23 protein-coding genes are annotated in these 23,000 nt (G+C 69.6%); 4 read left to right on the forward strand and 19 right to left on the reverse strand.

Annotated elements, in window-relative coordinates; translation table 11 throughout:
• The first annotated feature begins 163 nt into the window (after nt 1-163).
• Nucleotides 164-817 carry a putative glycolipid-binding domain-containing protein gene (locus tag Acy02nite_RS32025; RefSeq protein ID WP_203748744.1) on the forward strand — a complete coding sequence of 218 codons (654 nt, stop codon included), beginning with the start codon at nt 164-166 and terminating at the stop codon, nt 815-817.
• Here Acy02nite_RS32025 and Acy02nite_RS32030 read toward each other — a convergent pair.
• The gene (locus tag Acy02nite_RS32030) at nt 792-2,402 is read right to left on the reverse strand and encodes a hypothetical protein (protein WP_203748747.1); all 1,611 of its coding nucleotides are present in this window, start codon (nt 2,400-2,402) and stop codon (nt 792-794) included. The genes Acy02nite_RS32025 and Acy02nite_RS32030 overlap by 26 nt on opposite strands.
• Before the next feature lie 306 nt (nt 2,403-2,708).
• Entirely contained in the window at nt 2,709-3,158 is a 450-nt protein-coding gene (locus Acy02nite_RS32035; RefSeq protein WP_203748750.1) for an Lrp/AsnC family transcriptional regulator, read from the reverse strand.
• A 213-nt stretch (nt 3,159-3,371) separates the two neighbouring features.
• Between Acy02nite_RS32035 and Acy02nite_RS32040 the strand changes: the two genes are divergently transcribed.
• Nucleotides 3,372-3,647 (forward strand): BldC family transcriptional regulator, encoded by a 276-nt coding sequence (locus Acy02nite_RS32040; protein WP_185038736.1) that lies wholly within the window; start codon nt 3,372-3,374, stop codon nt 3,645-3,647.
• Here Acy02nite_RS32040 and Acy02nite_RS32045 read toward each other — a convergent pair.
• Genes Acy02nite_RS32045 through Acy02nite_RS32065 form a run of 5 tightly spaced genes read right to left on the reverse strand, consistent with a single transcriptional unit; the run spans nt 3,644 to nt 8,153 of the window.
• A complete protein-coding gene (locus Acy02nite_RS32045; protein WP_203748763.1) occupies nt 3,644-4,261 on the reverse strand; it encodes a UbiX family flavin prenyltransferase in 618 nt (205 codons plus the stop codon). The genes Acy02nite_RS32040 and Acy02nite_RS32045 overlap by 4 nt on opposite strands.
• Nucleotides 4,262-4,273: 12 nt before the next feature.
• A complete protein-coding gene (locus tag Acy02nite_RS32050) occupies nt 4,274-5,281 on the reverse strand; it encodes a hypothetical protein (RefSeq protein WP_203748765.1) in 1,008 nt (335 codons plus the stop codon).
• Nucleotides 5,265-5,774, reverse strand: coding sequence for a SigE family RNA polymerase sigma factor (locus Acy02nite_RS32055; protein WP_203748780.1), 510 nt, complete (start codon nt 5,772-5,774; stop codon nt 5,265-5,267). The genes Acy02nite_RS32050 and Acy02nite_RS32055 overlap by 17 nt, the downstream gene beginning before the upstream one ends.
• 31 nt (nt 5,775-5,805) lie before the next feature.
• Nucleotides 5,806-6,696 (reverse strand): menaquinone biosynthesis prenyltransferase MqnP, encoded by an 891-nt coding sequence (gene mqnP, locus Acy02nite_RS32060; protein ID WP_203748783.1) that lies wholly within the window; start codon nt 6,694-6,696, stop codon nt 5,806-5,808.
• Complete coding sequence (locus Acy02nite_RS32065; RefSeq protein WP_203748786.1) at nt 6,693-8,153, reverse strand: menaquinone biosynthesis decarboxylase; 1,461 nt, start codon at nt 8,151-8,153, stop codon at nt 6,693-6,695. Before Acy02nite_RS32065 ends, mqnP begins: the two co-directional genes overlap by 4 nt.
• Before the next feature lie 79 nt (nt 8,154-8,232).
• On the opposite strand from Acy02nite_RS32065, the gene Acy02nite_RS32070 reads away from it, so the two are divergent.
• Entirely contained in the window at nt 8,233-9,099 is an 867-nt protein-coding gene (locus tag Acy02nite_RS32070) for a hypothetical protein (RefSeq protein WP_239175406.1), read from the forward strand.
• Between the two features lie 321 nt (nt 9,100-9,420).
• Here the strand turns inward: Acy02nite_RS32070 and ccsB are convergent, their stop codons facing one another.
• From ccsB to hemL, 6 genes are all read right to left on the reverse strand, one after another.
• Nucleotides 9,421-10,377, reverse strand: coding sequence for a c-type cytochrome biogenesis protein CcsB (gene ccsB, locus Acy02nite_RS32075; protein WP_203748789.1), 957 nt, complete (start codon nt 10,375-10,377; stop codon nt 9,421-9,423).
• Complete coding sequence (gene resB, locus Acy02nite_RS32080; protein ID WP_203748792.1) at nt 10,377-11,984, reverse strand: cytochrome c biogenesis protein ResB; 1,608 nt, start codon at nt 11,982-11,984, stop codon at nt 10,377-10,379. The genes ccsB and resB overlap by 1 nt, the downstream gene beginning before the upstream one ends.
• Nucleotides 11,981-12,772, reverse strand: a complete 792-nt coding sequence (locus Acy02nite_RS32085) for a cytochrome c biogenesis CcdA family protein (RefSeq protein ID WP_203748795.1) — start codon at nt 12,770-12,772, stop codon at nt 11,981-11,983. The genes resB and Acy02nite_RS32085 overlap by 4 nt, the downstream gene beginning before the upstream one ends.
• Nucleotides 12,772-13,335, reverse strand: a complete 564-nt coding sequence (locus tag Acy02nite_RS32090; RefSeq protein ID WP_203748853.1) for a TlpA family protein disulfide reductase — start codon at nt 13,333-13,335, stop codon at nt 12,772-12,774. Before Acy02nite_RS32090 ends, Acy02nite_RS32085 begins: the two co-directional genes overlap by 1 nt.
• The gene (locus tag Acy02nite_RS32095) at nt 13,332-13,979 is read right to left on the reverse strand and encodes a histidine phosphatase family protein (protein WP_438820871.1); all 648 of its coding nucleotides are present in this window, start codon (nt 13,977-13,979) and stop codon (nt 13,332-13,334) included. Before Acy02nite_RS32095 ends, Acy02nite_RS32090 begins: the two co-directional genes overlap by 4 nt.
• A gap of 94 nt (nt 13,980-14,073) precedes the next feature.
• On the reverse strand, nt 14,074-15,417 hold the full coding sequence (gene hemL / locus Acy02nite_RS32100) for a glutamate-1-semialdehyde 2,1-aminomutase (RefSeq protein WP_203748801.1): 1,344 nt from the start codon (nt 15,415-15,417) through the stop codon (nt 14,074-14,076).
• 123 nt (nt 15,418-15,540) lie between these two features.
• Between hemL and Acy02nite_RS32105 the strand changes: the two genes are divergently transcribed.
• Complete coding sequence (locus tag Acy02nite_RS32105) at nt 15,541-15,867, forward strand: STAS domain-containing protein (RefSeq protein WP_203748804.1); 327 nt, start codon at nt 15,541-15,543, stop codon at nt 15,865-15,867.
• Here the strand turns inward: Acy02nite_RS32105 and Acy02nite_RS32110 are convergent.
• The 6 genes from Acy02nite_RS32110 to Acy02nite_RS32135 all read right to left on the reverse strand — a co-directional run.
• Nucleotides 15,841-16,344, reverse strand: a complete 504-nt coding sequence (locus tag Acy02nite_RS32110; protein ID WP_203748807.1) for a GNAT family N-acetyltransferase — start codon at nt 16,342-16,344, stop codon at nt 15,841-15,843. The two genes, Acy02nite_RS32105 and Acy02nite_RS32110, sit on opposite strands and share 27 nt — an antisense overlap.
• Nucleotides 16,345-16,427: 83 nt before the next feature.
• Nucleotides 16,428-17,195 (reverse strand): hypothetical protein, encoded by a 768-nt coding sequence (locus tag Acy02nite_RS32115; protein ID WP_203748810.1) that lies wholly within the window; start codon nt 17,193-17,195, stop codon nt 16,428-16,430.
• A complete protein-coding gene (locus Acy02nite_RS32120) occupies nt 17,192-17,695 on the reverse strand; it encodes a SigE family RNA polymerase sigma factor (RefSeq protein ID WP_203748814.1) in 504 nt (167 codons plus the stop codon). Before Acy02nite_RS32120 ends, Acy02nite_RS32115 begins: the two co-directional genes overlap by 4 nt.
• A gap of 32 nt (nt 17,696-17,727) precedes the next feature.
• Nucleotides 17,728-19,227: a pectate lyase gene (locus tag Acy02nite_RS32125; protein WP_203748816.1), complete on the reverse strand. Its 1,500-nt coding sequence runs from the start codon at nt 19,225-19,227 to the stop codon at nt 17,728-17,730.
• Between the two features lie 109 nt (nt 19,228-19,336).
• On the reverse strand, nt 19,337-19,885 hold the full coding sequence (locus Acy02nite_RS32130) for a response regulator (RefSeq protein ID WP_203748819.1): 549 nt from the start codon (nt 19,883-19,885) through the stop codon (nt 19,337-19,339).
• Between the two features lie 50 nt (nt 19,886-19,935).
• On the reverse strand, nt 19,936-23,000 hold a 3,065-nt coding region (locus tag Acy02nite_RS32135), incomplete at its 5' end, for a HAMP domain-containing protein (RefSeq protein WP_203748822.1).

Below are 23,000 nucleotides of genomic sequence, written 5' to 3' on the forward strand. Positions count from 1 at the left end.
GTCAGGCAAGCCCCGGTTCGCACTGCGAGCCGGGGCTTGCCGTTATCCACAGGCTGTCCACAGGCGCTGGGCGGGCGGCTCATGGCCGTACGGGAAGAATCGAACGCGGCGAAACCTGCGCTGCGGGCGCTTCTGCCGGGACGAAGCCGGGTAGCTTGCCGGTATGGGCATGCTGTCTGCTGGATTGTTCTGGGAACGCCGGGATGTCCCCGGCAGCGAGCATGTGCGTCTCGACGCACGGAACGGGTTGTATGCGCAGGGCGTGGCGCTGGCCGCGACGCCGGTCGCCTACTCCTGCCGGTATGAGATCCAGACCGATCCCGGCTGGGCGAGCGCCTCGCTGGACGTGCGGACCGAGGGCGCCGGCTGGGCGCGCGGGGTGCGGCTGGAACTGGCGTCCGGTCGCTGGCGGGTGACCACCTCCGAGCAGGGCGACCTGGACGCGGCACTGGCAGCCGCCGGGCACGCCCGCGCCGGCCTGCCCGGGATCGAGGATCCGGACCGGCTGTTCGGGGCGTTCGACGTGGATCTGGGCTGCTCGCCGCTGACCAACACGTTGCCGATCCGCCGCCTCGGCCTGCTGCGCGGTGAGGCCGGGCTCTCGCATCGGCTCAGCGTCGCGTGGGTGCTGGTGCCGAGCCTGGAGGTGGTTCAGGCGGATCAGATCTACACGCCGCTGGGCGAGGGTCGGGTGCGGTTCGCCGGCGAGACGTTCTCGGCCGATCTGACGGTCGACGACGACGGTTTCGTGGTCGACTATCCGAGCCTGGCGCGACGGGTGGAGCCCGGCGTCAGACCCGCTGCCGAATCCAGCTGAGGCACGCCTTGTCGACGGCCGAGAACGGTTTGCCGTAAGCGGTCCGGGACGCCTCGTCGGGCTGCTTCGACTCGCGCAGCACCAGGTTCGTGAACTGGAACAGCTTGCGCTCGCCGAACTTGTCAGCCATGCACGACGTCGCGTAGTGCCCCATCGCGTAGAGCGTGTTGACGGTCAGATCGTCCGCGTCGTCGGACAGTGACGGCAGCGCCATCGTCTTCGGCATGCCGCGCTTCTTGAACGACTCGGCGAGCACGTCGCGGTTGTCGGTGTCCTGGGGTTTCCGCGGCAGCGCGCCCACATACTCCGCGATGCCCTCGACCAGCCACTGATCGTTGTCGGACGCCCAGTCGTCGCCGCCCAGCGTGACCACGTGCGTCAGCTCGTGCTGGACGGTCACGGCGAGCTGACGCGCGTTCGTGCTGGACTTGGCACGCAGGATGATGTCACCGCCGGTCGAGTTCAACGGCATCTCGTAGCCGACGATCCAGTCCTGCTTGACCCCGCCGTACCAGCTCTTCCAGCCCTTCTCGTCGGCGACGTAGATGCGGTAGCGCTTCTGCGGGTTGCCGACGTAACCGGCGTACTTGTCGACGACCTTGGCGGCCTTCTCGGCCATCGTCAGCACCTGCTTCAGCCGTGCTGCCTGGCTACGCGGGCCGGCCACGATCACGCGCTCGCCCTTGACCAGGGTCAGCGCCGCGTTGTCCCACGGCGCCGGCTGCAGGTAGTTGTCCTTCACACCGGTCGCGTCGTCCAGCGAGGTGATCGTCCACACCCCGCCGATGATCTGGAACGTCAGCTTGTAGGTGGACTTGGCCGGGCCCTCACCGTAGTTGCCGTGCCAATCCGGGCAGGTGACGCCGGAGAAGCAGTAACCGAGCGCCGCCTGGACCACCACCCTGCCCGCGGCGGCCTCGAGCTTGTCGCTGTGGAACTCGGCGTGACTGATCTCCAGGGCGCGCAGGTTGCGGAACATCGCGCGGTACCGTGCGACCAGCACCGCCTTGCCCGGGTCGACCGGGGCCAGCCAGCCCTTCTCGTCCCCGTCCCGCAGTGCCTTCGCCTGCAGTTCGAGGCGCTGCTCGGCGAGCTCGAACGGGGTGGCCGAACGGGACGGCTTCGGGGTGGCGGTCGCGACCGCGGCGTCGTCCTTCGGCGCCCAGAAGAGGATCCCGCCGGCGACCGCGAGCGCCACCACGGTCAGCGCGGCGAGGAGGGCCGGCTTCCGCGAACGCCGCGGCGGCGCGGGCGCCGGATATCCGGCGAACTGCGGCCATCCCGAGCCCGGAGGCGGAAAGGTCGGCGGCTGCCCCGGACTCGGGTAGGGAAAGGACGGCGGTTGCCCTGGACCCTGGTACGGGAAGGATGCCGGCTGCCCTTGTGCCGGGTACGGAGAGGTTGCCGGCTGCCCTTGGGCCGGGTACGGGAAGGTCGCCGGCTGCCCTTGGGCCAGGTACGGGAAGGTCGCCGGCTGCTCTTGGGCCGGGTGCACGGGGAGCGCCGAGCCCTGATGCACGGCGGGCGCCGGGTTCTCCGGGGACGCGAAATGCTCGGGGTGCTCCGGACGCGAAGGATCTTCCACGCGCGGGAGTTAATCACGACGCATCGATGTGGCCTAGATGCTGCCGTGCCTGTGGTCCGCTTCGTTCAAGTTCAACCCATTTCGCCGTACGGCAATGAGCCGCCCGCCCCACGCAGCACGGGAGCCGCACGCGGGACCGACAACGCGCGGGGTGACGACGCGCGGGACGGGCAACGTGCGGGGTGACGCGATCCGCCCTGCCGCATGAGCCGCCCGCCGACGGCCGGGACACAGGCGTCGGTGCCGATGCACGGCACCGCAGGACGCGGCGAGCGCGTCACGGCGTACCGAATCGGGAATGTGCTTTCAGGCTACGCCCGGCTGAGGGCGGTTCTCCCACTTGGTGGAGAGGGCGATCGCGGTGCGGGTCGAGGCGACGCCGGGAGTGCGGTTGATGCGGACAATGAGCTGCTCCAGCTCCGCGATCGTGCCGACCCGGACGATCAACTGGTAGGACTCGACGCCTGCCATGAAATAGCAGCTCTCCACTTCGGGCATGGCGCGGACCGCGGCCAGCACGTCGTCGGTGTCGGCGCCGGAGTCCTCGACGATGCCGATCAACGCCGTGACACCGAGGCCGACCGCCTCGTGGTCGACGTCGGCCCGGTAACCGCGAATCGTGCCGGCGGCTTCGAGCTTACCCACACGTTCATGCACCGCGGGGGCGGAGAGCCCGACCTTGCGAGCCAGTTCGGCGTACGACGAGCGCGCGTTCTCCCGTAGCAGGTCGATCAGCCGGAGGTCGATGGAGTCCATGTGTGAAACCCTAATCGGGTGGCTCGCCGGCACTCACGCCCGGTAGCGGCGAATGGGGGGCAGGATAATGATCGTTGTCGCAATCGGGGCTTTTTCCGCATTTCACGGACTTGCCGTAGGGGCGGTGCTCTAATGGCTTTACGTCCCGATCGAGCATGCCGACACTCAGTGTGACCACCGGCCGCTCCAGAAAACAGAACCGAGGAGGGGGTTGTGGACACTGGAGACCGTCTGCTGACACCGGGCGAGGTGGCCGCATTGTTTCGCGTCGATCCGAAAACGGTCACGCGCTGGGCCGCAGCCGGCCGTATCGGCAGCATCCGTACTCCGGGTGGACACCGCCGATTCCGCGAATCCGAAGTCAAAGCCCTGCTTGAGGGCGACGGCGTGATCGAGGAGATGCGCGAGGACGACGCGGCGAACAAGCCGCGGAACAGCGGCCCGACCAACCCGGGCGCGGGTTACGGCCCGCCGAACGGTCTGCGCTAGCGCTCACCGATTTGTCCGCTCCATCGCCGCATCAGGGTGTGTTCCACCCCTAGCGAGTCCAGCACCTTGCCCGCAATGAAATCGATGAGTTGCTGTGCGGTGGCGTCTGCACCGGACCCGTAGAAACCGGGACTGGCCGGCAGCACCACCGCACCGGCATCGAGCAGGGCAATCAGATGCTCCAGGTGGCTCCGGGTCACCGGAGTCTCCCGAGGCACCACGACAGTCCGCCGGCGCTCCTTCAGATTGACCTCGGCTGCGCGCTGCAGCAGGTCCTTCGAGAGGCCGATGGCGATCCCCGCGCAGGCCGCGGTGCTCGCCGGGACCACGGCCATCCCCTTCGCCGGATAGGACCCGCTGCTGGGCCCGGCCGCCAGGTCGCCGGCCGGCCAGTACGTCAGGTCGCCCAGCTCACGGCCCAGCCACGCCGCGACGTCGTCCTTCCAGTGCGCGTCCCGGATCGTGGCGCCGGTCTCGTCCAGCAGCGTCAACCTGGCCGCCCTCGAGACGACCAGGTCGACGGACTCGCCAGCGTCCAGCAGCGCTCCGATCACCGCCTTCGCATACGGGGTGCCGGAGGCGCCGGAGACGCCGATGATCCACGGTTCACGCATGCTTCCAGTGTGCTACTTGATCCCGGTGAGCAGGGCTGAGGTGGGGAACGCCTCATCCGCGTCGAGCCAGGTCGACGCCTTTCCGGGGTCGGTGACGGCAACGACCGCCCGGGCTATCTTCTTGAGTTCCGCCGTCGTCATGCCCTCGCCGTTCACGCTCAGTCGATAGCCGCCGCCCACCGCCACCCGGCAGCCACCCTTGTCGGCACAGGTCAGCTTCGCCGGGTTGGGCAGGCCGTCCCGCGGGATCGTGACGGCGATCGCGAGTTCGCCCGGGATCGTCATCGTGGTCAGGTTCTCCCCCGGGCGGCTCGCCATCGTCCGCACTCCCGCCTCGGGAACCAGCTCCACGTAGGAGCCGGAGAACGACTCACTGACTGTGACCAGCCGGTATCCCGCCGGTAGGTAGCCGACCTTCATCGCCACCCGCGAGGGCTGACCCCGACCGGGGACGAACGCGGTGGCCAGGGTCCGCAGCTCCGCCCGGGAGACCTTGCCGCCGACCGAGGCCAGCAGGCCCTCCGCGTACTCCCAATAGAGCAGGTCGTCGTTCCAGAACGCCCGGTGACCGTTGATCGGCTCGGTCTCCGTGACCGTCCCCTCAATCCGAGGCTCGACGCCGGGGCGATACGCCTCGACGCTCGCCTGCGCCTCCTGCTCGAGCCCTGACGATCCGGCCTTGAACACGGTGGCCAAGCTGGAGTCCAGGGTCAGCCGGCTGGGAGTGACCCGGTAACCGGGCACGGTGAAGCCCCGGAACGAGTAGTTGTAGAACGGCCCGGTCGCGGACGGCGCGACCGAGGTCGGCGAGGCCACCGGCGGGGTGGGGACGGCGGCCGGCCCCCGTGGCACGACCAGCGCCACCCCGGCCGTCGCCACCACCACCGCCACGGCGACCGCCCACGTCGCGGTCCGGCGGTTCCTTCTCCGGCGTCCCAGGGCCACCACGTCGCCGACGTCGTAACGCATCGGCGGCGCGTCCGCCTTCGCCTCCCGGAGCAGGTCAGAAAGCTGCTTCATGACGGGCCTCCAGCTCAGTGCCGAGAATCTGCCGAAGCGCGTCGAGACCTCGCGAGGTGTAGGCCTTGACGGTGCCTTCCGGGCACTTGAGGGCCGCCGCGGTCTCCTGGACGTTCAGACCCTCCAGGAAGCGCAGCACGATCACCGCGCGCTGCTTGGCGGGCAGGCGGCTCAGCGCCGCGCGCATCCGGAGACGCTCGTCGACGACCGGGGCGCCGTCCGGGACGACCCGGTCCGGCATCGCGTGGCCGTGCGCCCGCTCCCGGCGCCACCACGGGCGGCGGGTTTCGTCGATCGCGGCGCGGACCACGGCCGTACGCGCATAGGCGTCCGGATTTTCGACGCGGCTCCACTTGACGTAGAGCTTCGACAGGGCGGCCATCACCGCGTCCTCGGCCGCCTGCCAGTCGCCGCACGTGAGGTACGCCAGCCCGCGCAGCGACTCCATCCGCGCGGCGACGAACGTCCGGAACTCGGCCTCGCTATCGCTCACGCGGATAAGACGGAGGCCGTCGTCGATTCGGTTACAGCAGGATCAGATCGAGCAGCGCGAAGACGAACAGCGCGATCGCGATGAAGCCGTTGGCGGTGAAGAACGCACGGTTGACCTTGGAGAGATCGTTCACGGTCACGACCACGTGCTGGTAGATCAGGCCGGCCGCGGTCACCGCCAGACCGATCCACCAGAGCCAGCCGAGGCCGACCCACTGGCCGAACGTGACGAATAGCGCGAAGGACACCACATGCGTGATGGTGGAGATGATCAGAGCGTTCCGGACACCGAAGCGGGCCGGGGTGGAGTGCACCCCGATCCGGCGGTCGACCTCCACGTCCTGGCAGGCGTAGATGATGTCGAAGCCACCGATCCACAGGCCGACCGCGACGCCGAGCACCCAGGCCGGCCCGGAGCCGCTGAACGTGCCGGTGATCGCCAGCCACGCGCCGACCGGGGCGACCGCCTGGGCGAGCGCGAGCACGTAGTGCGGGAAGTTCGTGAACCGCTTCGCGTACGGGTAGATCACCAGCGGGATCACCGCGAGCGGGGACAGCACCAGGCAGAGCGGGTTGAGCAGGCCGGCCGCCACGACCAGGACGACCAGCGAGACGATCGCGCCGGTCCAGGCCGTGCGGACGCTCACCGCGCCGGTGACGAGCTCCCGATTCTGCGTACGGGGATTCAACGCATCGATCTTGCGGTCGAGGATCCGGTTCGCCGCCATCGCGAACGTCCGCCCGGACACCATCGCGACCGTGACCAGGACGAGATCGCCCCAGTGCCGCCCGGTCCCGTCCCGGTCGATCGCGACGAGCGCCGACAGGTACGCGAACGGCAGCGCGAAGATCGAGTGCTCGATCATGACCAGCCGCAGGAAGGCTTTGACCTTGCCGGGCTTCTCTGGCGCGACCGCCGTCATATGCCGTATTCCTTCCAGCGCTTGTCCACCAGGCTCGTGACCTCCGGACTCATCACCATCTCCTCGGGCCAGCCGCGGGTGTAGCCCTCGGCCGGCAACTTGCGGGTGGCGTCGACTCCCGCCTTGCCACCCCAGAACTGCTGGTAGGACGCGTGGTCCAGGTGGTCCACAGGCCCCTCGGTCAGCAACAGGTCCCGCGCGTAGTCGACGTTCCCGAAAGCCCGGAACGCGACCTCGTTGTAGTCATGAACGTCGCAGTCCTCGTCCACCACCACGATCAGCTTGGTCAGCGACATGAGGTGGGCGCCCCAGATGGCGTTCATCACCTTCTGCGCGTGCTTCGGGTAGCGCTTGCGGATCGACACGATGAGGCAGTTGTGGAAGACCCCGGCGGCCGGCATGTCGTAGTCGACGATGTCCGGGATCAGGATCTTGGCGAGCGGCAGGAAGATCCGCTCGGTCGCCTTGCCCAGCCCGTGATCCTCCTGCGGCGGCTGGGAGGTGACGATCGAGTGGTAGATCGGATCCTTACGCATGGTCATGCACTCGATGTGCAGCACCGGGAACGGCTCGACCGGCGTGTAGTAACCCGTGTGGTCGCCGAACGGGCCCTCCGGCAGCCGCTCCCCCGGCTCCAGGTAGCCCTCCAGGATCACCTGCGCGTTCGCCGGGACCTGCAGCGGCACGGTCACGCAGTCGACCATCTCCACCCGCTCGCCGCGCAGGAAGCCGGCGAACAGATACTCGTCGATGTCGCCCGGCAGCGGGGCACTCGCCGCGTAACAGACCACCGGGTCGGCGCCGATCGCGATCGCCACCGGCAGGCGCTGGCCGAGCCGCTCCGCGACCGCGTGATGGGCGGTCGAGTCCTTGTGGATCTGCCAGTGCATGCCGAGCGTGTTCCTCGAGTGCTGCTGCAAGCGGTACAGACCCAGGTTGCGCTTGCCGGTCTCGGGGTGCTTGGTGTGAGTCAGCCCGAAGTTGTGGAAGATGCCGCCGTCACCGGGCCAGACCTGCAGGCCGGGCAGCCGGCCCAGGTCCACCTGGTCGCCCTTGAGCACGATCTCCTGGCAGGGCGCGACCTTCACCTTCTTCGGCGGCACCGACTTGAGCTGCAGCACCTTGGCGATGCCCTCACGGATCCCTGACCAGCCGACCGGCAGCTCCGGCCGGGCCAGCGCGCCGATCCGGTCACCGATCTCGTCGAGCGTCTCGACGCCGAGCGCCATCGCCATCCGCTTCTCGGTGCCGAACAGGTTGATCGCCACCGGCATCTCGCCGCGGGTCGGCTTCTCGAACAGCAGCGCCGGGCCACCCGCCCGGACCGTGCGGGTCACCACCTCGCTGATCTCCAGCGTCGGATCCACCGGGACGGTGATCCGGCGCAGCTCACCGGCCTGCTCGAGAGCGGCCAGGAAGCTCTGCAGATCGGCATAGGGAAACCCACGAGACGCCATGCGCACCAGTCTGGCACCGCGCCGGCGTGCAAGCGTGCCGGGGCCGTCACTCGTGATCTGTGATTCGCGTTGAGGGATCGTGACTTTCCACAGGACGGCCCGGTGCTTCGCGCTGGGTGGCCTGTTGGCAGCGCTGGCCGTCACCGCCCCCGCCGACTCCGCGCGGCCCGCCCGGCTGCCGATCTGCGCCCCCGGTCCGGCCTCGGACCGGCCACCTCCGGCGCCGGCCTCCGCATCGGCGCCGGGTGCCTGCCGGGTTGCTCCCACCGAGTCGGCGGTACGGACGTCGAAGTCACCCGGGTTCACCCCCAGCGGCTATCACCACCTGGGGGCGGGCACGGCCGCCGAATGGAGTGGGGTGTCCGGGCGGTTCGGCGTGGTGGACGGCACCGTGCGAGCCGGAACGTACGACTTCGTCGCCGGCCGGTTCATGGTCAAGCGCGACCTGGGCAAGGGGAACATCGCCTGGCTGGAGGCCGGATGGGCGGAGACCGGCTGGCGTTCGCCCGGGCAGCCCCACGTCTACACCTACAACACGAACACCAAGGCGTGGCAGTTCTACGACCAGTACCCGATCAAGGCCGGTGACACCGTCTGGCTGGACCTGCACACCGACTCGGGCGGGATGTGGCAGGCGTGGCTGTGGTGGAGCAACCGGTGGAATCTGCTCACCGCGCAGAAGCTGCCGATCGGGGGCAGCGCGTTCGTCGAGCAGTACGTCGAGGTGCACGCCGACGCGAAGAGACCGGGACGGATCGACGTGCCGCCGGTGAAGGTCGACAACGTCCAGCTGCGGCCGGCGGCGGGTGGGGCGTCCCGCTTCTGGCGGGAGGACGTGAGCACGCTGACCGGGGTCGCGCCCGGCCAGCAGCAGCGCAGCGGCGGGTACTGCCTCGACTGGGTCACCCGCTTCGACACCTGGAACGCCGGCAACTGCCCCACCTGACCGCCCTCGGTCGTCCCGCCGGGCCACGGCCCTGGCCCGGGCCGCAGCGCGCGCCGTCGTTCCCGCCGGGCCACGCCCTGGCCCGGGCCGCAGCGCGCGCCACGAGCCCGGCTGGCGCTCAGGGTTCCATTCCGGTCACCGGAACAACCGTGAGCACCAACTACTGGCCCGACCCGCGCCGCGTGCCGGAGGGAGCCGGGGCTCGCGGTTATCGGCTGGTGCTCACGGTTGTCATGAGGCAGGAATGACGACCATGAGCGCCAGCCGGGAGGGCGAGCCGCGGCGCGAGCCGGACCGGGTCGGGTCGGGTCGGGGAGGTCGTCAGCCGGCGTTGGCGTAGCTGTGGAGGCCTTCGAAGAAGAGGTTGACGCCGAAGAGGTTCATCAGCATCGTCACGAAGCCGAGCAGGGCGATCCACGTTGCGACGGTGCGCTTGACGCTCGGCGTAGCGCGGGCGTGCAGGTAGGCGGCGTAGACGATCCAGGAGATGAACGCCCAGACCTCCTTCGGGTCCCAGCCCCAGTAACGGCCCCAGGACGCCTCGGCCCACAGCGGCCCGGCGATCAGCGCGCCGAACGTGAACAGCGGGAACGCGAAGGCGTGCAGGCGGAACGTCAGCCGCTCCAGCACCACGGCCGGGGTGGGGACGCGCTTGCCCAGTGTGTACGGGAAGGTGCGCCTGCCCTCGTCGTAACCGTTCTTGATCAGGAACATCAGCGCCGGCACCGCACCGATCAGGAAGATGCCGGACGAGATGATCACTGTCGAGACGTGGACGATGAACCAGTACGAGTGGAGGGCCGGGACGAGCGGGCCGACCGGGGTGTACGCGACGAGCGCCGCGGCGCCGAGCAGCACCACCAGGGCGAGCGACGAGAAGAGGCCGAGGTGCCGCAGGATCGGGCGGCGCAGCAGCACGCCCACCCAGACCGCCGACCCGACGAAGGTGGCGGAGAGGATGTACTCGTACATGTTGCCCCACGGCATGCGGTCGGCCGCGATTCCCCGCGTGACGAGCGTGCCGAAGTGCAGGGCCAGGGCGATGACGTTGAGCACCGCGGCGATGCGGCCGGACCACTCGCCGCGACCGATCTTCTCTCCGGCGGCGACGACCGGGACCTGCTCGTCGACGGGCGCGCCCGCACCGACCAGCTGGCGGGCGGCCGCACGGCCGACGTGGCTGCGCTTGCCGAACGCGTACTCACCCGCGTAGCAGACCATCGCGGCCAGATAGGCCAGCACGGTCAGCGCCATGAGCTGGTTGGACAACTCCGCCATCAGGGCTTTCCTTCCTCGGCGTGCCCGGTCAGCGCGGCGAACTCGGCCGCGAAACCTGGATAGTCGGTGCGGGGCAGACCACCGGCTTCGACCACGCTACCGCCGGCTTCCTGATCGTTGGCTGGGGACACCACGAACCAGATGCGGCGGCGGTGTCCGAAGAGCGAGAGCATCAGGCCGATCAGCCCGAGCACCGCGCCGACCAGCATCAACGATTGCGTGGGGTCGTATCGGATGGACAGCGTCGCGTACTTGCGGGTGCCGACGAACTCCAGCTTCGTGCCGTCGTCCAGGGTCCACGACTGGCCTGGCTTCAGCGCCTGCGGGCGATCGCCGCTGATCTTCTTCAGCTCGCCGTTGCTGATCTGGCCACGGTTCAGCGCGTACACCGAACCGGCCTTGCCGACGTCCAGACCCAGGTTCCCGCGGTAGGCGGCCAGGTACAGCATCGGGTTGTTCTCGGCCGGGAACTTCGAGACGGCGCTGCCGTCGTCGCCACCCGTCGGCAGGTAGACGCCCTCGAAGCCGACCTGCAGCCGGTCGTCGCGCTGGTTGGTGTTCGGGTCGATGTTGACGTCCGGGAACTGGGCGACGCCCTCGCTGGTCTGCATGCCGTCGGTGGGCAGGAACGGGACGACCTTGGTCTGCGAGGCGCCGTAGCGATCGGTGTAGCGCAGTTCCAGCGCGTAGCCCTGGCCGATCAGGTGCACGTTGGCGTGGTGCAGCCGCAGCGGGTCGTTGACCGTGAAGTTCGCCTTCCGGTACTCCCCCGACCCTTCCTTGACCTCGACGTTCGCCAGGAACGACTTGGGCTGGCCAGTGCTCTGGTAGGTGGCCTCGAAGTCGGTCATCCGCAGGCAGAACTTCGGCAGGTCGGCGGCGGTCACGCGCGGGCCGAGCGCGGAGTCGTCGTACTGCGTGATCGAGTTGCAGAAGCCCTGATCCTCGCCGGCGACCAGGATCCGGTTGCCGTGCCAGCCGTACCAGTGCCCGAAACCGACCCCGATCAGCACCGCCAGCAGGGCGAAGTGGAAGAGGAGGTTACCGGTCTCCTTGAGGTAGCCCTTCTCCGCCGCGACCGAGAACCGCCCGCCCGGCAGCTCGCGCACCCGGGTCCGGAACAGCTTGCCGCGCAGCGTGCGGGCCAGGCCGTTCGCGACCTCGGCCGGGGGCTGCGGGCCGGGCCGGGCCGGGGCGTGCTGCGGGAGTCGCTCCAGCCGCTTCGGCGCCTCCGGCGGCACGCTCCGCAGCGCACGGGCGTGGTCCCGCAGCCGGGGCAGCACACAGCCGATCAGCGAGGTGAACAGCAGCAGGTAGATGGCCGCGAACCAGGCCGAGGCGAAGACGTCGAAGCCGCCCAGCCTGTCCACCCACGGCGCCAGCTGCGGATGCGCGGTGTAGTACTGCGAGACCTTCTCACGGTTCACCGAGGTCTGCGGGAAGTAGGAGCCCGGGATCGCGGCGACGGCCAGCAGGAAGAGCAGGACCAGCGCGGTGCGCATGCTGGTCAGCTGCCGCCATGAGTTACGCAGCAGCGCCCACAACGGGTTCACCCGGCGCGGCGGCGGCACCTCGGCGGTCTCCGGACGTTCGTCGAGGATCGTCACAGCAGCGTCCCGTCGCCGAAGAAGGGAAACGCGGTCTGCAGCCAGGTCAGGAAGACCAGCCACTGGCCGCTGACCAGGGTGACACCGACCGCGATCAGCAGCACGCCGCCGACCCGGGTGACCCAGCGGCTGTTGCGCCGGATCGCCTTGAAGACGCCGATCAACTTGCGGAAGAAGAGACCGAACAGGATGAACGGCACGCCCAGCCCGAGGCTGAAGGCGAGCGCCAGGATCACCGCGCGGTCGGTGCTGCCGGTCGTGGTGGCCAGGCCGATCACCGCGCCCAGGGTCGGGCCGGTGCAGGGCAGCCAGGAGACCGCGAAGATCGCGCCGAACACCGGGGCGCCGAGCAGGCCGGCCGCCGGCAGTTTGCTGATCCGGGCCTCCCGCTGGAGCCCCGGGATCCAGCCCAGGTAGATCACGCCGAGCAGGATGATCAGCACGCCGAGGATCAGGTTGAGCGTGTCCCGGTTGGTCTGCAGGGTGAACGCGACGTTGGCCACCAGCGTGACCACCAGCGAGAAGACCACCGAGAAGCCGAGCACGAAGAGCAGGCTGCCGGCCAGGACGCGGCTCTTCAGCGCCGTCCGCGACCTGGTCGGCTCCGTGGAGGTGCCGACCACCGCTTCCAGATCCGAGCCGGCCAGGCCGGTCACGTACGCGATGTAGCCCGGGACCAGCGGCAGCACGCACGGCGAGAGGATGCTGACCAGGCCGGCGATCAGGGCCGCGCCGACCGCCAGCAGCAGCGGGGCGCTGAGCGCGGCGTCGCGGAAGGCGGTGCCCATCAGCCGTTCGCCTCCGCCGCCACCCGTTCCACCAGGGGTTGCAGCTCCGCCACGGTGGTCGAGCGCCGCAGTGCGACAGCGATCCGGCCCTGGCGGTCCAGGATCAGGGTGGCCGGAGTGCTGGTCTGGGTCACGTCGAACTTCAGCGCCACGTCGCCGTCGTAGTCGTAGATGCTCGGGTACGTGACCCGGCCCCTCTCGAACGCCTTCGCCGAGTCCTTGTCGTCGCGCGAGTTGATGCCGAGGAACGTCACGTTCTTCGACTTCGTCGCCTGGTACGTCTTCTCCAGGTCGGCGGCCTCGGCACGGCACGGAGCGCACCAGGAGCCCCAGAAGTTGACGACGACGACCTTGCCGCGGTCGTTGGCCACGTCATAGGTCCCGCCCTGCAGCAGGTCGCCGGTGACCGCGCCGACCTGCGGACGGTCCGCCACGTCGCACTCCACCACGCCGTTCGTGGTGGTGCAGTTCTTCGCCCAGTTGTTGCCGCCGCCGCAGCCGGCCAGGGCGCCGGCGGCAGCGACCGAGGCGAGGGCGACAGCGACGAGACGGCGCACGGTCAGGCTCCCTTGGCGGTCTTGGCGGTGGCGGAGAGTGCGACCAGATGCGCGGCCGGCTCGGTGTAGTCGATGCCGACCACCTTGGACCCCTCGAAGCGGAACGAGGTCAGGCTGGCCAGCCCGCACTGCCGCTTACGCGGATCGTGCCACAGGCGCTTGCCCTCGACGTATCTCCGGAGTGTCCAGATCGGCAGCTGGTGGGAGACGCAGACCGCCTCGTGGCCCTCGGCGGCGACCCGGGCGGCCTGCACCGCCTCGAACATGCGCTGCGCGATCGCGATGTACGCCTCGCCCCAGGACGGGGTGATCGGGTCGCGCAGCACCCACCAGTTCCGCGGGTTGCTGAACGCGCCGTCGCCGACCGACACCTTCTTGCCCTCGAAGAAGTTCGCGCTCTCGATCAGCCGCACGTCGCTCGCGATGTCCAGCTTGAACTCGGCGGCGATCGGCGCGGCGGTCTCCTGCGCGCGCTCCAGCGGGCTGGCCACGACGTGCGTCACGTCCCGCCCGGAGAGGGCCTGGGCTGCGGCTTTCGCCATCTGGTGGCCGAGCTCGGAGAGGTGGAAGTCGGGCAGGCGCCCGTACAGGATCTTGGTCGGGTTGAAGACCTCACCGTGCCGGAACACATGCACCGTCGTCTTCGTCAACTCGGTCACGCTGCGCCTCCTGGGCATGCCCTCGTGGCCCTCGCCTGCGAGGCCGGCTGATCCGCTGCGGGTGGCTGCCGCTCGGTGCAGTCGGTCATGCCTGACTCCCTGCAGCGGCTCGCGCCGCGTGTGGCAGCGCGGAAGCGATCTGCTCCAGCGCCGTGTCGTCGATCGCGGTCGAGACGAACCACGACTCGAACGCGCTCGGCGGCAGGTAGACCCCGCGCGCCAGCATGGTGTGGAAGAACGCCTTGAACGCCGCCGCGTCCTGGGTCTTCGCCGACTCGTAATCGACGACCGGGGTCTCGGTGAAGAAGATCGAGAACATGTTCCCCGCGTACGACACGTGGTGCGCGACCCCCGCGGCGCTCAGCGCGGCCGTGGCCAGCGAGCCGATCGTGCCGGCCAGTTCGTCGAGACGCTTGTAGACGTCGGCGTCGGCGAGCCGCAGCGAGGCCAGGCCGGCGGCGCACGCCAGCGGGTTCCCGGAGAGCGTGCCGGCCTGGTAGACCGGGCCGGCCGGGGCGAGGCGGGACATGATCTCCCGCCGGCCGCCGAACGCCGCCGCGGGCAGGCCGCCGCCCATCACCTTGCCGAAGGTGAACAGGTCCGCGTCGACCGGGTGCAGCCCGGCCCAGCCACCGGCGGAGACCCGGAAGCCGGTCATCACCTCGTCCACGATCAGCAGCGCGCCGTTCGCGTGGGCGATCTCGGCCAGCTTCTGGTTGAAGCCGTCACGCGGGGCCACCACGCCCATGTTGCCCGGGGCCGCCTCGGTGATGATCGCGGCGATCTCCGCGCCGTTCTGCGCGAAGGCCTCGGTCACCGCGTCGATGTCGTTGTACGGCAGGACGATCGTCTCGGAGGCCGCCGCGCCGGTGACGCCCGGCGAGTCGGGCAGGCCGAGCGTGGCGACGCCGGAGCCGGCCGCGGCGAGCAGCGCGTCCACGTGGCCGTGATAGCACCCGGCGAACTTCACCACTTTCGACCGGCCGGTGTAGCCGCGGGCCAGCCGGATCGCGGTCATGGTCGCCTCGGTGCCGGAGTTGACCAGCCGCACCTCGTCGACGGAGGTGCGCCGGACGATCTCCTCGGCCAGGTCGACCTCGCCCGCGGTGGGCGTGCCGAAGCTGGTGCCGAGCGCGGCCGCGGCCTGCACCGCGGCGACGATCTCCGGGTGGGCGTGACCGTGGATCAGCGGGCCCCACGAGCAGACCAGGTCCACATACCGCCGGCCGTCGACGTCGGTCATCCAGGCGCCGCTGCCCTGGGCCATGAAGCGGGGAACGCCGCCGACCGCGCGGAACGCACGCACAGGTGAATTCACCCCGCCCGGGATGATGGCCTGGGCGCGGTCGAACAGGGCCTGGGAGACCGGGGCATCCTCCGGGTACGGAAGATCCGCGGTGGGATATGTCGTGGTCACAGCGGTTCCCATTCTGTCAGCGGGCACGGTCGCCTATGTTGAGAGGGTTGTTCACATCACCGGATGATGTCCGGATCGGCCCGGTTCGACCGCGCCGGACGGGCCGATTCGCCCTCAAGAGGATAGGCTGGCCGCGTGGAGCGAGCCGAGCTGTCCATCACGGTTCAGACCTCCCCGGACGAGGTCACCATGCTGCTCGCCGGGGAGATCGACGTGCTCACGGTCACCGAGCTGTCCACCCTCGTCAACGAGGTCCTCGCGGCCGAGCCGCCCAATCGCATCGTGCTCGACATGGCCGGTGTCACGTTCTGCGACTCCCAGGGCCTGGGCACTCTGGTCGTGCTCAGTCGCAAGGCGCAGCACAACCAGACCGTGCTGGCGCTGGCCAACGTCGGTGACTTCCTGATGAGGGTGCTGGACATCACCGGGCTGCGGTCAGCGCTGATGATCACCACCCCCTGACCCGAGGCCCTTGCGCATCTGCTGGGTGATCACCCGGTAACCGGACGACGCGTAAAGCCTCATGGCGTGGGTGTTGTCACCGTGGACGTTGAGCTCCAGCGCGCTGAACCCACGCTCGCGCACGACGTTCTCGGCGGCGGCGAGCAGGGCGCGGCCATAACCGGCGGAGCGATGTTCCTCCACGACCTCGATGTCGAACAGGAAAGCGCAGTCCGCAGCGCCTCGCGGATGCTCGAGAGCGATCCACAGCGTGCCGATCACCGCACCGTCCGGGCGCAGCCCCTGCAGGAAGATCATCCCCGGGGTCTCCAGGCCGGCCGGCAGCAGCTTCTCGTGCAGCTCGGCGGAGCGCCGCAGCGCCTCGTCGGAACCCCACACCCCGGCACTGACCTGGGCATCCGCGTAACCACGCACCTCAGCGTCGTGCCACTGGTCGAACTCGTGCGCGGTCATCTCTCGCAGCGTCAGGTCGGGCATACCGCGATGCTGCCACACCGGCCCGAGCACCGGCCCGGCCGTCACGTCGCCTGTGGACAACCTGTCCACAGGCGACGAGATGTTCAGCCGAAGGCGCCGCTGGCCTTCAGCGCGGCACCGGACCCGCTGGTCGCGGTCGCGGCATAGCTGTCGGCGCCGGCATCCCGGCCACCCTGCGCGTAGGTGTACCGAGCGAAGAACGTGTACGTCCCCGGCGCGATCGTGTCCCCCGACGACAGCGTGAAGTGGTAGACCAGCGCACCCGCCTCCTCGGCGACGCTGCTGTTCACGCTCGCGCCGGGCACCTGCTGGCTGCCGCCGCGGGAGACCAGCTCGGCCGTCCTCGCCAGCCGGATCGTCACGTCCAGCGCGGTCAGCGACTCGCTCGTCCTGATCGTCACCACGCTGCTGGCCTGCGTCTTCCCGCCGACGTCGACCGACCCGTCGGCCCAGAGCGGCGAGGTGGCGGCCGGTGCCGAGGACGGCGGCGCCGACGGGGACCGGTGCGGCTGTTGCGACGGGCTGGTGCGGCTGGGCTTCGGCGAGGCGCCCGTCGTGACCGGCGGGGTGGCCGGGGTGGTGACGGTGGTGGTGGAGGGTGGGGGCGGCGGCTCCGGCCGGCTGGATCCCGTTCCGCCGGCCAGCGCCCACTGGGCGAAGCCGCCGCCCCCGATGACGGCGGCCACGGCCGCCGCCGCTCCGGCGATCCGGACCCGGGGCGCGCGTCGCCGCGCCGCCTCGTTCCGCATCGCTGTCTGAGTGACCCGGTTCAGGATCACGGCACGGTCCGGCTGGTGTGCCGCCGCCTCGGCGCGCAGCACCGCGCGCAGCTCGTCGTCGGTGAGCATCACGCCGCCGCCTCCCATCCGTTGATCCGGGCCAGACTGCCGCCGAGCATCTCGGCCAGTTGTTTCGCTCCGCGCGAGGTCGCGCTCTTCACCGCACCCTCGGAGATTCCGAGGGTCGTGGCGACCTCACGCTCGGACATGTCGAACGCGTACCGCAGCACCACGCAGGCCCGCCGCCGATGTGGCAGCTTGGCCAAAGCCCGGCGCACGTCCAGGACCGCCGGGACGTCCGACTCCGGTGCCCGCTTCAGGACCTCGAGCGAGAACAGGCGTTCCCGGCTGCGCTTGCGGATCCAGTTCCGGGCGAGATTCATCACGATCCCGTGCCCGTACGCCGCGGGGTCGTCCGCGGCCTGCACCCGCTCCCAGTGCCGCCAGACCTCGGTCATCGCGTCGGCCGCCAGATCGTCGGCGGCCGACGCGTCCCCGATCATCAGGTACGCGAGCCGCGACAACGAGTCGTAGTGACTCTCGAAGTACGCGTGGAACGCGGCGTCGCGCATCGGGACCCTTCGGGGACTTCAGCTCGTGACCGTCACTTGAAGGTGATGTCGGAATCCGAGTAGATGCAGTTCACGCCGTCCGCGCCGGATCCGAGCTCGGTCGGCTCCGCGCCGGTGTTGTTGCCCTTGAACTTGTCGCAGATCTTCAGGCTCGGTGCGCCGACCACGGTGATGCCGGACAGCTTGGCGGTGTCGCCGAAGTTGGTGTTGATGCCGACCAGCGCCTTGCCCTTGCCGGTGGCGGTCACGTTCTGCAGCACGACCGAGCGCTTGAACTGGGTCTTGCAGTTGCCGCACGAGCGGTACAGCTTGCCGTAGTCGCTGACCTGGAAGTTCTTGATGGTCAGCGTGCCGCCGCCGTTGTGCTGGAAGACCTTGTCGTCGGCGCCCTTGGCCCCGCCGCCGTTCACGGTGTAGACGGCCGAGGTGCCGCCCTTGAACGTCGCGGCGTCCTCACCGACGTTCTCCCACCAGACGTTGGTCAGGGTGCAGGAGCCCAGGCAGTGCACGCCGTCCGCGGCCGGGTCGCCGAGGATGACGTTCGACAGGGTGGCGCCGTCGGCGAGCTCGAAGAGCGGGCCCTGGTCCTCGTCCTGCGAGGCAGTGCCCAGGTCGCCGCTGCCGAAGTACCGGGCGTTGCCGCCGTCCAGGCTGCCGGAGACCTTGATGGTGCTGGTCACGGGCTTGGAACCGGTCGCCGTCGGCCAGCTGGCCGACACGGGGGTGGTCGCGGTCGCCGTCTTGGTCGGGGTCGCGGTCGCCGTCTTGGTCGGGGTGGCCGTGGCGGTCTTGGTCGGCGTCGCGGTCGCCGTCTTGGTGGCGCTGGGTGCGGCGGTCGCGGTGCTGGTGGCGCTCGGGGAAGCGGTCGCGGTCGTGGCGGTCACCGGGGTGACGGCGACGTCGTCGAACTCGGCCGACGCCTTGGCGGTGACCAGGCCGATCCGCCCGGTCCCGGGCAGGGTGCCGGTCCCGCTGCCGATCGCCGTACCGTCCAGGAAGCCCTTGATCGTGCTTCCCGACGCGTCGATCCGGAGCGTGTGCCAGGTGGTCGTGCCGCTCACCGGCGCCGAGGCGAGCACCGACACGGTGCTGCCCTTGACCGCCTGCAGCTCGGCCTTGCCGGTGCCGAGCAGCGCCAGCCGGTACATGGTCGACGAGCTGCCGGCCCGGGCCGCGACGCCGGCCAGGCCGCCGCTGCCGAAGGTGACGCCCTTGACCTTGGCCTGCACCGAGTAGTCGCCCCACGAGGTGTCACCGGCGAAGACCCGGGAGAGCTCGCTGTCCGCCTTGGACTGCGAGTACACCTTCGAGCCGTCGGTCACGACCGACCAGGTGCCGCCGGACTTCGACCAGGCGCTCGTGCCGTTCTCGAAGTCGTCGCTGAACGTCGTGCTGCTGGCCGAGGCGTTGGGGACGAGGACCGCCACGAGCGCGGTGACCGCACCGGCGGCTCCCGCCGCGCCGAGGCCCGTGATCATCCGGCGGCGACGACGGCTCGCGGCCATGGCGTCGTCGGGGTGTGCGTGCCGCATGTTGCTCCTAGCTCCTGGGGGAAGAGGCTTCGACCGCTTGTGGTGCGGACGATCAACTTCGTTGCCCAGGGTGACTCAGGTCACATGCGGGGTCTGGTCGTGCCGGACGTCAGCTTCCCCAGCGCGCTTTCTCGAGCAGGGCCAGCGCCTCGGCGGCCGCGTCCTCGCCACCGGCGCGCAGCACCCGAGCCGCCTCGTCGACCGTCTCGGTCAGCCGCGTCCACTGCGCGTCCCGCTCACGGGTCGCCTCCGACTGCGCCTTGAGCTGCTGATTCTTCGCCCACAGCTCGACGAAGATGGAGACCTTGGCCCGCAGCACCCACGGATCGAACGGCTTCGTCAGGTAATCCACGGCACCCACGGCATAACCCCGCAGGGCGAGCTGGGCGTCCCGGTCGGCAGCGGTCAGGAACAGGATCGGCACATGCCTGGTCCGTTCCCGCCGCTTGATGTGGCTGGCCGTCTCGAAACCGTCCATGTTGGGCATGTGCGCATCCAGCAGGATCACCGCGAAGTCGTCGGTGAGCAGCTGTTTGAGCGCGGCCTCACCGCTCTCGACGGCGACCGCGGTCACCGGAAGACCCTGCAGAATCGCCTCCAGAGCCAGCAGGTTGTCCTTCCGGTCGTCGACCAGCAATGCCTTGGCGCGCTCACCCACGCGTACTCACCTCGTTCCTTCCCCCGCGACGTCCCGTCAGCCAGACGTTCTCAGCCGTGTTCCGGTTCCGTGGCCTCCGCGTTCACCCAGCGCGCCATCAACTCGATCAGCTCATCCAGATCGACCGGCTTGGTGATGTAGTCGCTCGCGCCGGCGGCGAGAGCCGACTCCCGGTCACCGGGCATCGCCTTCGCCGTCAGGAACACTACCGGTAGGTCCCGGAAACGCTGATTGCGGCGGATTCCACGGGTGGTCTCATACCCGTCCTGGTCCGGCATCATCGCGTCCATCAACACGATGTCCACCTCTGGATGCTCGTTCAGGATGCGCACGCCGTCCACCCCGTTGTCCGAGTAGAGGACGTTCAGCCCGTGCATCTCCAGGGCGCTGGTCAGGGCGAACACGTTGCGCACGTCGTCGTCGACGATCAGCACGGTGGCGCCGTCCAGCTGCCGCCCGGCCGGGTGCACGGGCGCCGGCTCCTCGGGGCGCGGACGCTCGATCAGCGGCATGTCGAGGGACGCCACCGGCCGGACCGAGATCGCCTTGGCCTGCGTCGCGGGCAGAGCCGGCATCGGGATCGCGTCGGCGGTCAGCGCCTCCGGCATGTAGAGCGTGAACGTCGAGCCCTCGCCGGGATTCGAGCGAACCGCGATGGTGCCGCCCAACAGGGCCGCGAACTCGCGGCTGATCGACAGACCCAGGCCGGTGCCGCCGTACTTCCGGGTCGTGGTGCCGTCGGCCTGCTGGAACGGCTCGAAGATGATCGCCAGCTTCTCGTCGGAGATGCCGATGCCGGTGTCCCGGACCGCGAACGCGACCATCTGCTGCGACCCGGCCACCGACGGCACGTCGAGATCGCTCTCCCTGGTGGCCGTGAAGATGCTCAGCGTCACCGAGCCGTTGTCGGTGAACTTGACCGCGTTGGAGAGCAGGTTGCGCAGGATCTGCTGGAGTCGCTGCGGGTCGGTGACGATCGAGTCCGGCAGGCCGGAGGCCAGCTCGACCTCGAACCGCAGCCCCTTGTCCTCGGCCTGCGGCGCGAACGCCTGCTCGACGTAACTGCGGATGCCGTCGAAGTCGACCACGTCCGGCTCGACGTCCATCCGGCCGGCCTCGATCTTCGACAGGTCCAGGATGTCGTCGATCAGCGACAGCAGGTCCGAGCCGGCACTGTGGATGGTCCGGGCGAACTCGATCTGCTTCTCGGTCAGGTTCCGGTCGGTGTTGTCGGCCAGCAGCCGGGCCAGCAGGAGCAGCGAGTTCAGCGGGGTCCGCAGCTCGTGGCTCATGTTGGCGAGGAACTCGGACTTGTACGTGTTCGCCCGCGACAGCTGCTGCGCCTTCTCCTCCAGGCCGAGGCGGGCGAGCTCGATCTCCCGGTTCTTCAGCTCGATGTTGGCCTTCTGCTCGCTCAGCAGCTTGGCCTTGTCCTCCAGCTCGGCATTCGTCCGCTGCAGTTCCGCCGACTGGTCCTGCATCTCCCTCGCCAGTCGCTGGGACTGCGCGAGCAATTCCTCCGTACGCCGGTTGGCCTGAATGGTGTTGAGAGCCACGCCGATCGTCGCGACCAGGCGCTCCAGGAAGGTCAGGTGCAGCCCCGAGAAGGCGGCCACCGAGGCGAACTCGATGACTCCGAGCATCTCCCCCTCGAACAGCACCGGGAGCACGACCAGGTCGTTCGGCGGCATGGTGAGCAGCGCGGAACGCATGGTCAGGATGCCGTCGTGGGCGGCCCGCACCCGGATCGTGCGGCGCGACACCGCGGCCTGGCCGACCAGGCCCTCGCCCGGCCCGAAGGTGACCTCGTGGTCGCGGGCCACATACCCGTACGCCGCGGCCAGACGCAGCCGCATCACCGCTTCCTCGTTGTCGACCAGGAAGAACGCTCCGAGTTGCGCGTCCACCAGGGGCGTCACCTCGGTCATGATCATGCGGCAGACCTCGCCGACGTCCCGCTGGCCCTGCAGCAGGCCACCGATGCGGGCCAGGTTCGAGTCCAGCCAGCCCTGCTCCGCGTTCGTCTTGGTGGTGTCGCGGAGCGTCACGATCATCTGGTTGATGTTGTCCTTCAGCTCGGCGACCTCGCCCTGGGCCTCAACAGCCACGCTCTGGGTCAGGTCGCCGCGGGTCACGGCGGTGGAGACCTCGGCGATCGCGCGGAGCTGGATGGTCAGCGTGGAGGCGAGCTGGTTGACGTTGTCGGTGAGGTCGCGCCACGTACCGGAAACGCCCTTGACCTGGGCTTGTCCGCCGAGCTTGCCCTCGGAGCCGACCTCGCGGGCCACTCGGGTCACCTCGTCGGCGAACGACGACAACTGATCCACCATCGTGTTCACGGTGTTCTTCAGCTCGAGGATCTCGCCGCGGGCGTCGACCGTGATCTTCTGCCCCAGATCGCCCTTCGCCACCGCCGTGGTGACCGAGGCGATGTTGCGGACCTGGGCGGTCAGGTTGGACGCCATGTAGTTGACGTTGTCGGTCAGGTCGCGCCACGTGCCGGCCACCCCGCGCACCTGGGCCTGCCCGCCGAGCTTGCCCTCCGAACCGACCTCGCGGGCCACCCGCGTGACCTCGTCGGCGAACGACGACAACTGATCCACCATCGTGTTCACGGTGTTCTTCAGCTCCAGGATCTCGCCCTGGGCGTCGACGGTGATCTTCTGCGACAGGTCACCCTTGGCCACCGCCGTGGAGACCTGGGCGATGTTGCGCACCTGGCTCGTCAGGTTGGACGCCATCGAGTTGACGTTGTCGGTCAGGTCCCGCCACGTGCCGGCCACCCCGCGCACCTGCGCCTGCCCGCCGAGCTTGCCCTCGGTGCCCACCTCGCGGGCCACCCGGGTCACCTCGTCGGCGAACGACGACAGCTGGTCGACCATGGTGTTGACAGTGGACTTCAGCTCGAGGATCTCGCCACGGGCGTCGACCGTGATCTTCTGGCCCAAGTCGCCCTTGGCCACGGCGGTGGTGACCGAGGCGATGTTGCGGACCTGGCTCGTCAGGTTCGACGCCATGTAGTTGACGTTGTCGGTGAGGTCACGCCACGTACCGGAAACGCCTTTGACCTGGGCCTGGCCGCCGAGCTTGCCCTCCGAACCGACCTCGCGGGCCA

The organism is Actinoplanes cyaneus (assembly GCF_016862095.1).
GTDB lineage: Bacteria > Actinomycetota > Actinomycetes > Mycobacteriales > Micromonosporaceae > Actinoplanes > Actinoplanes cyaneus.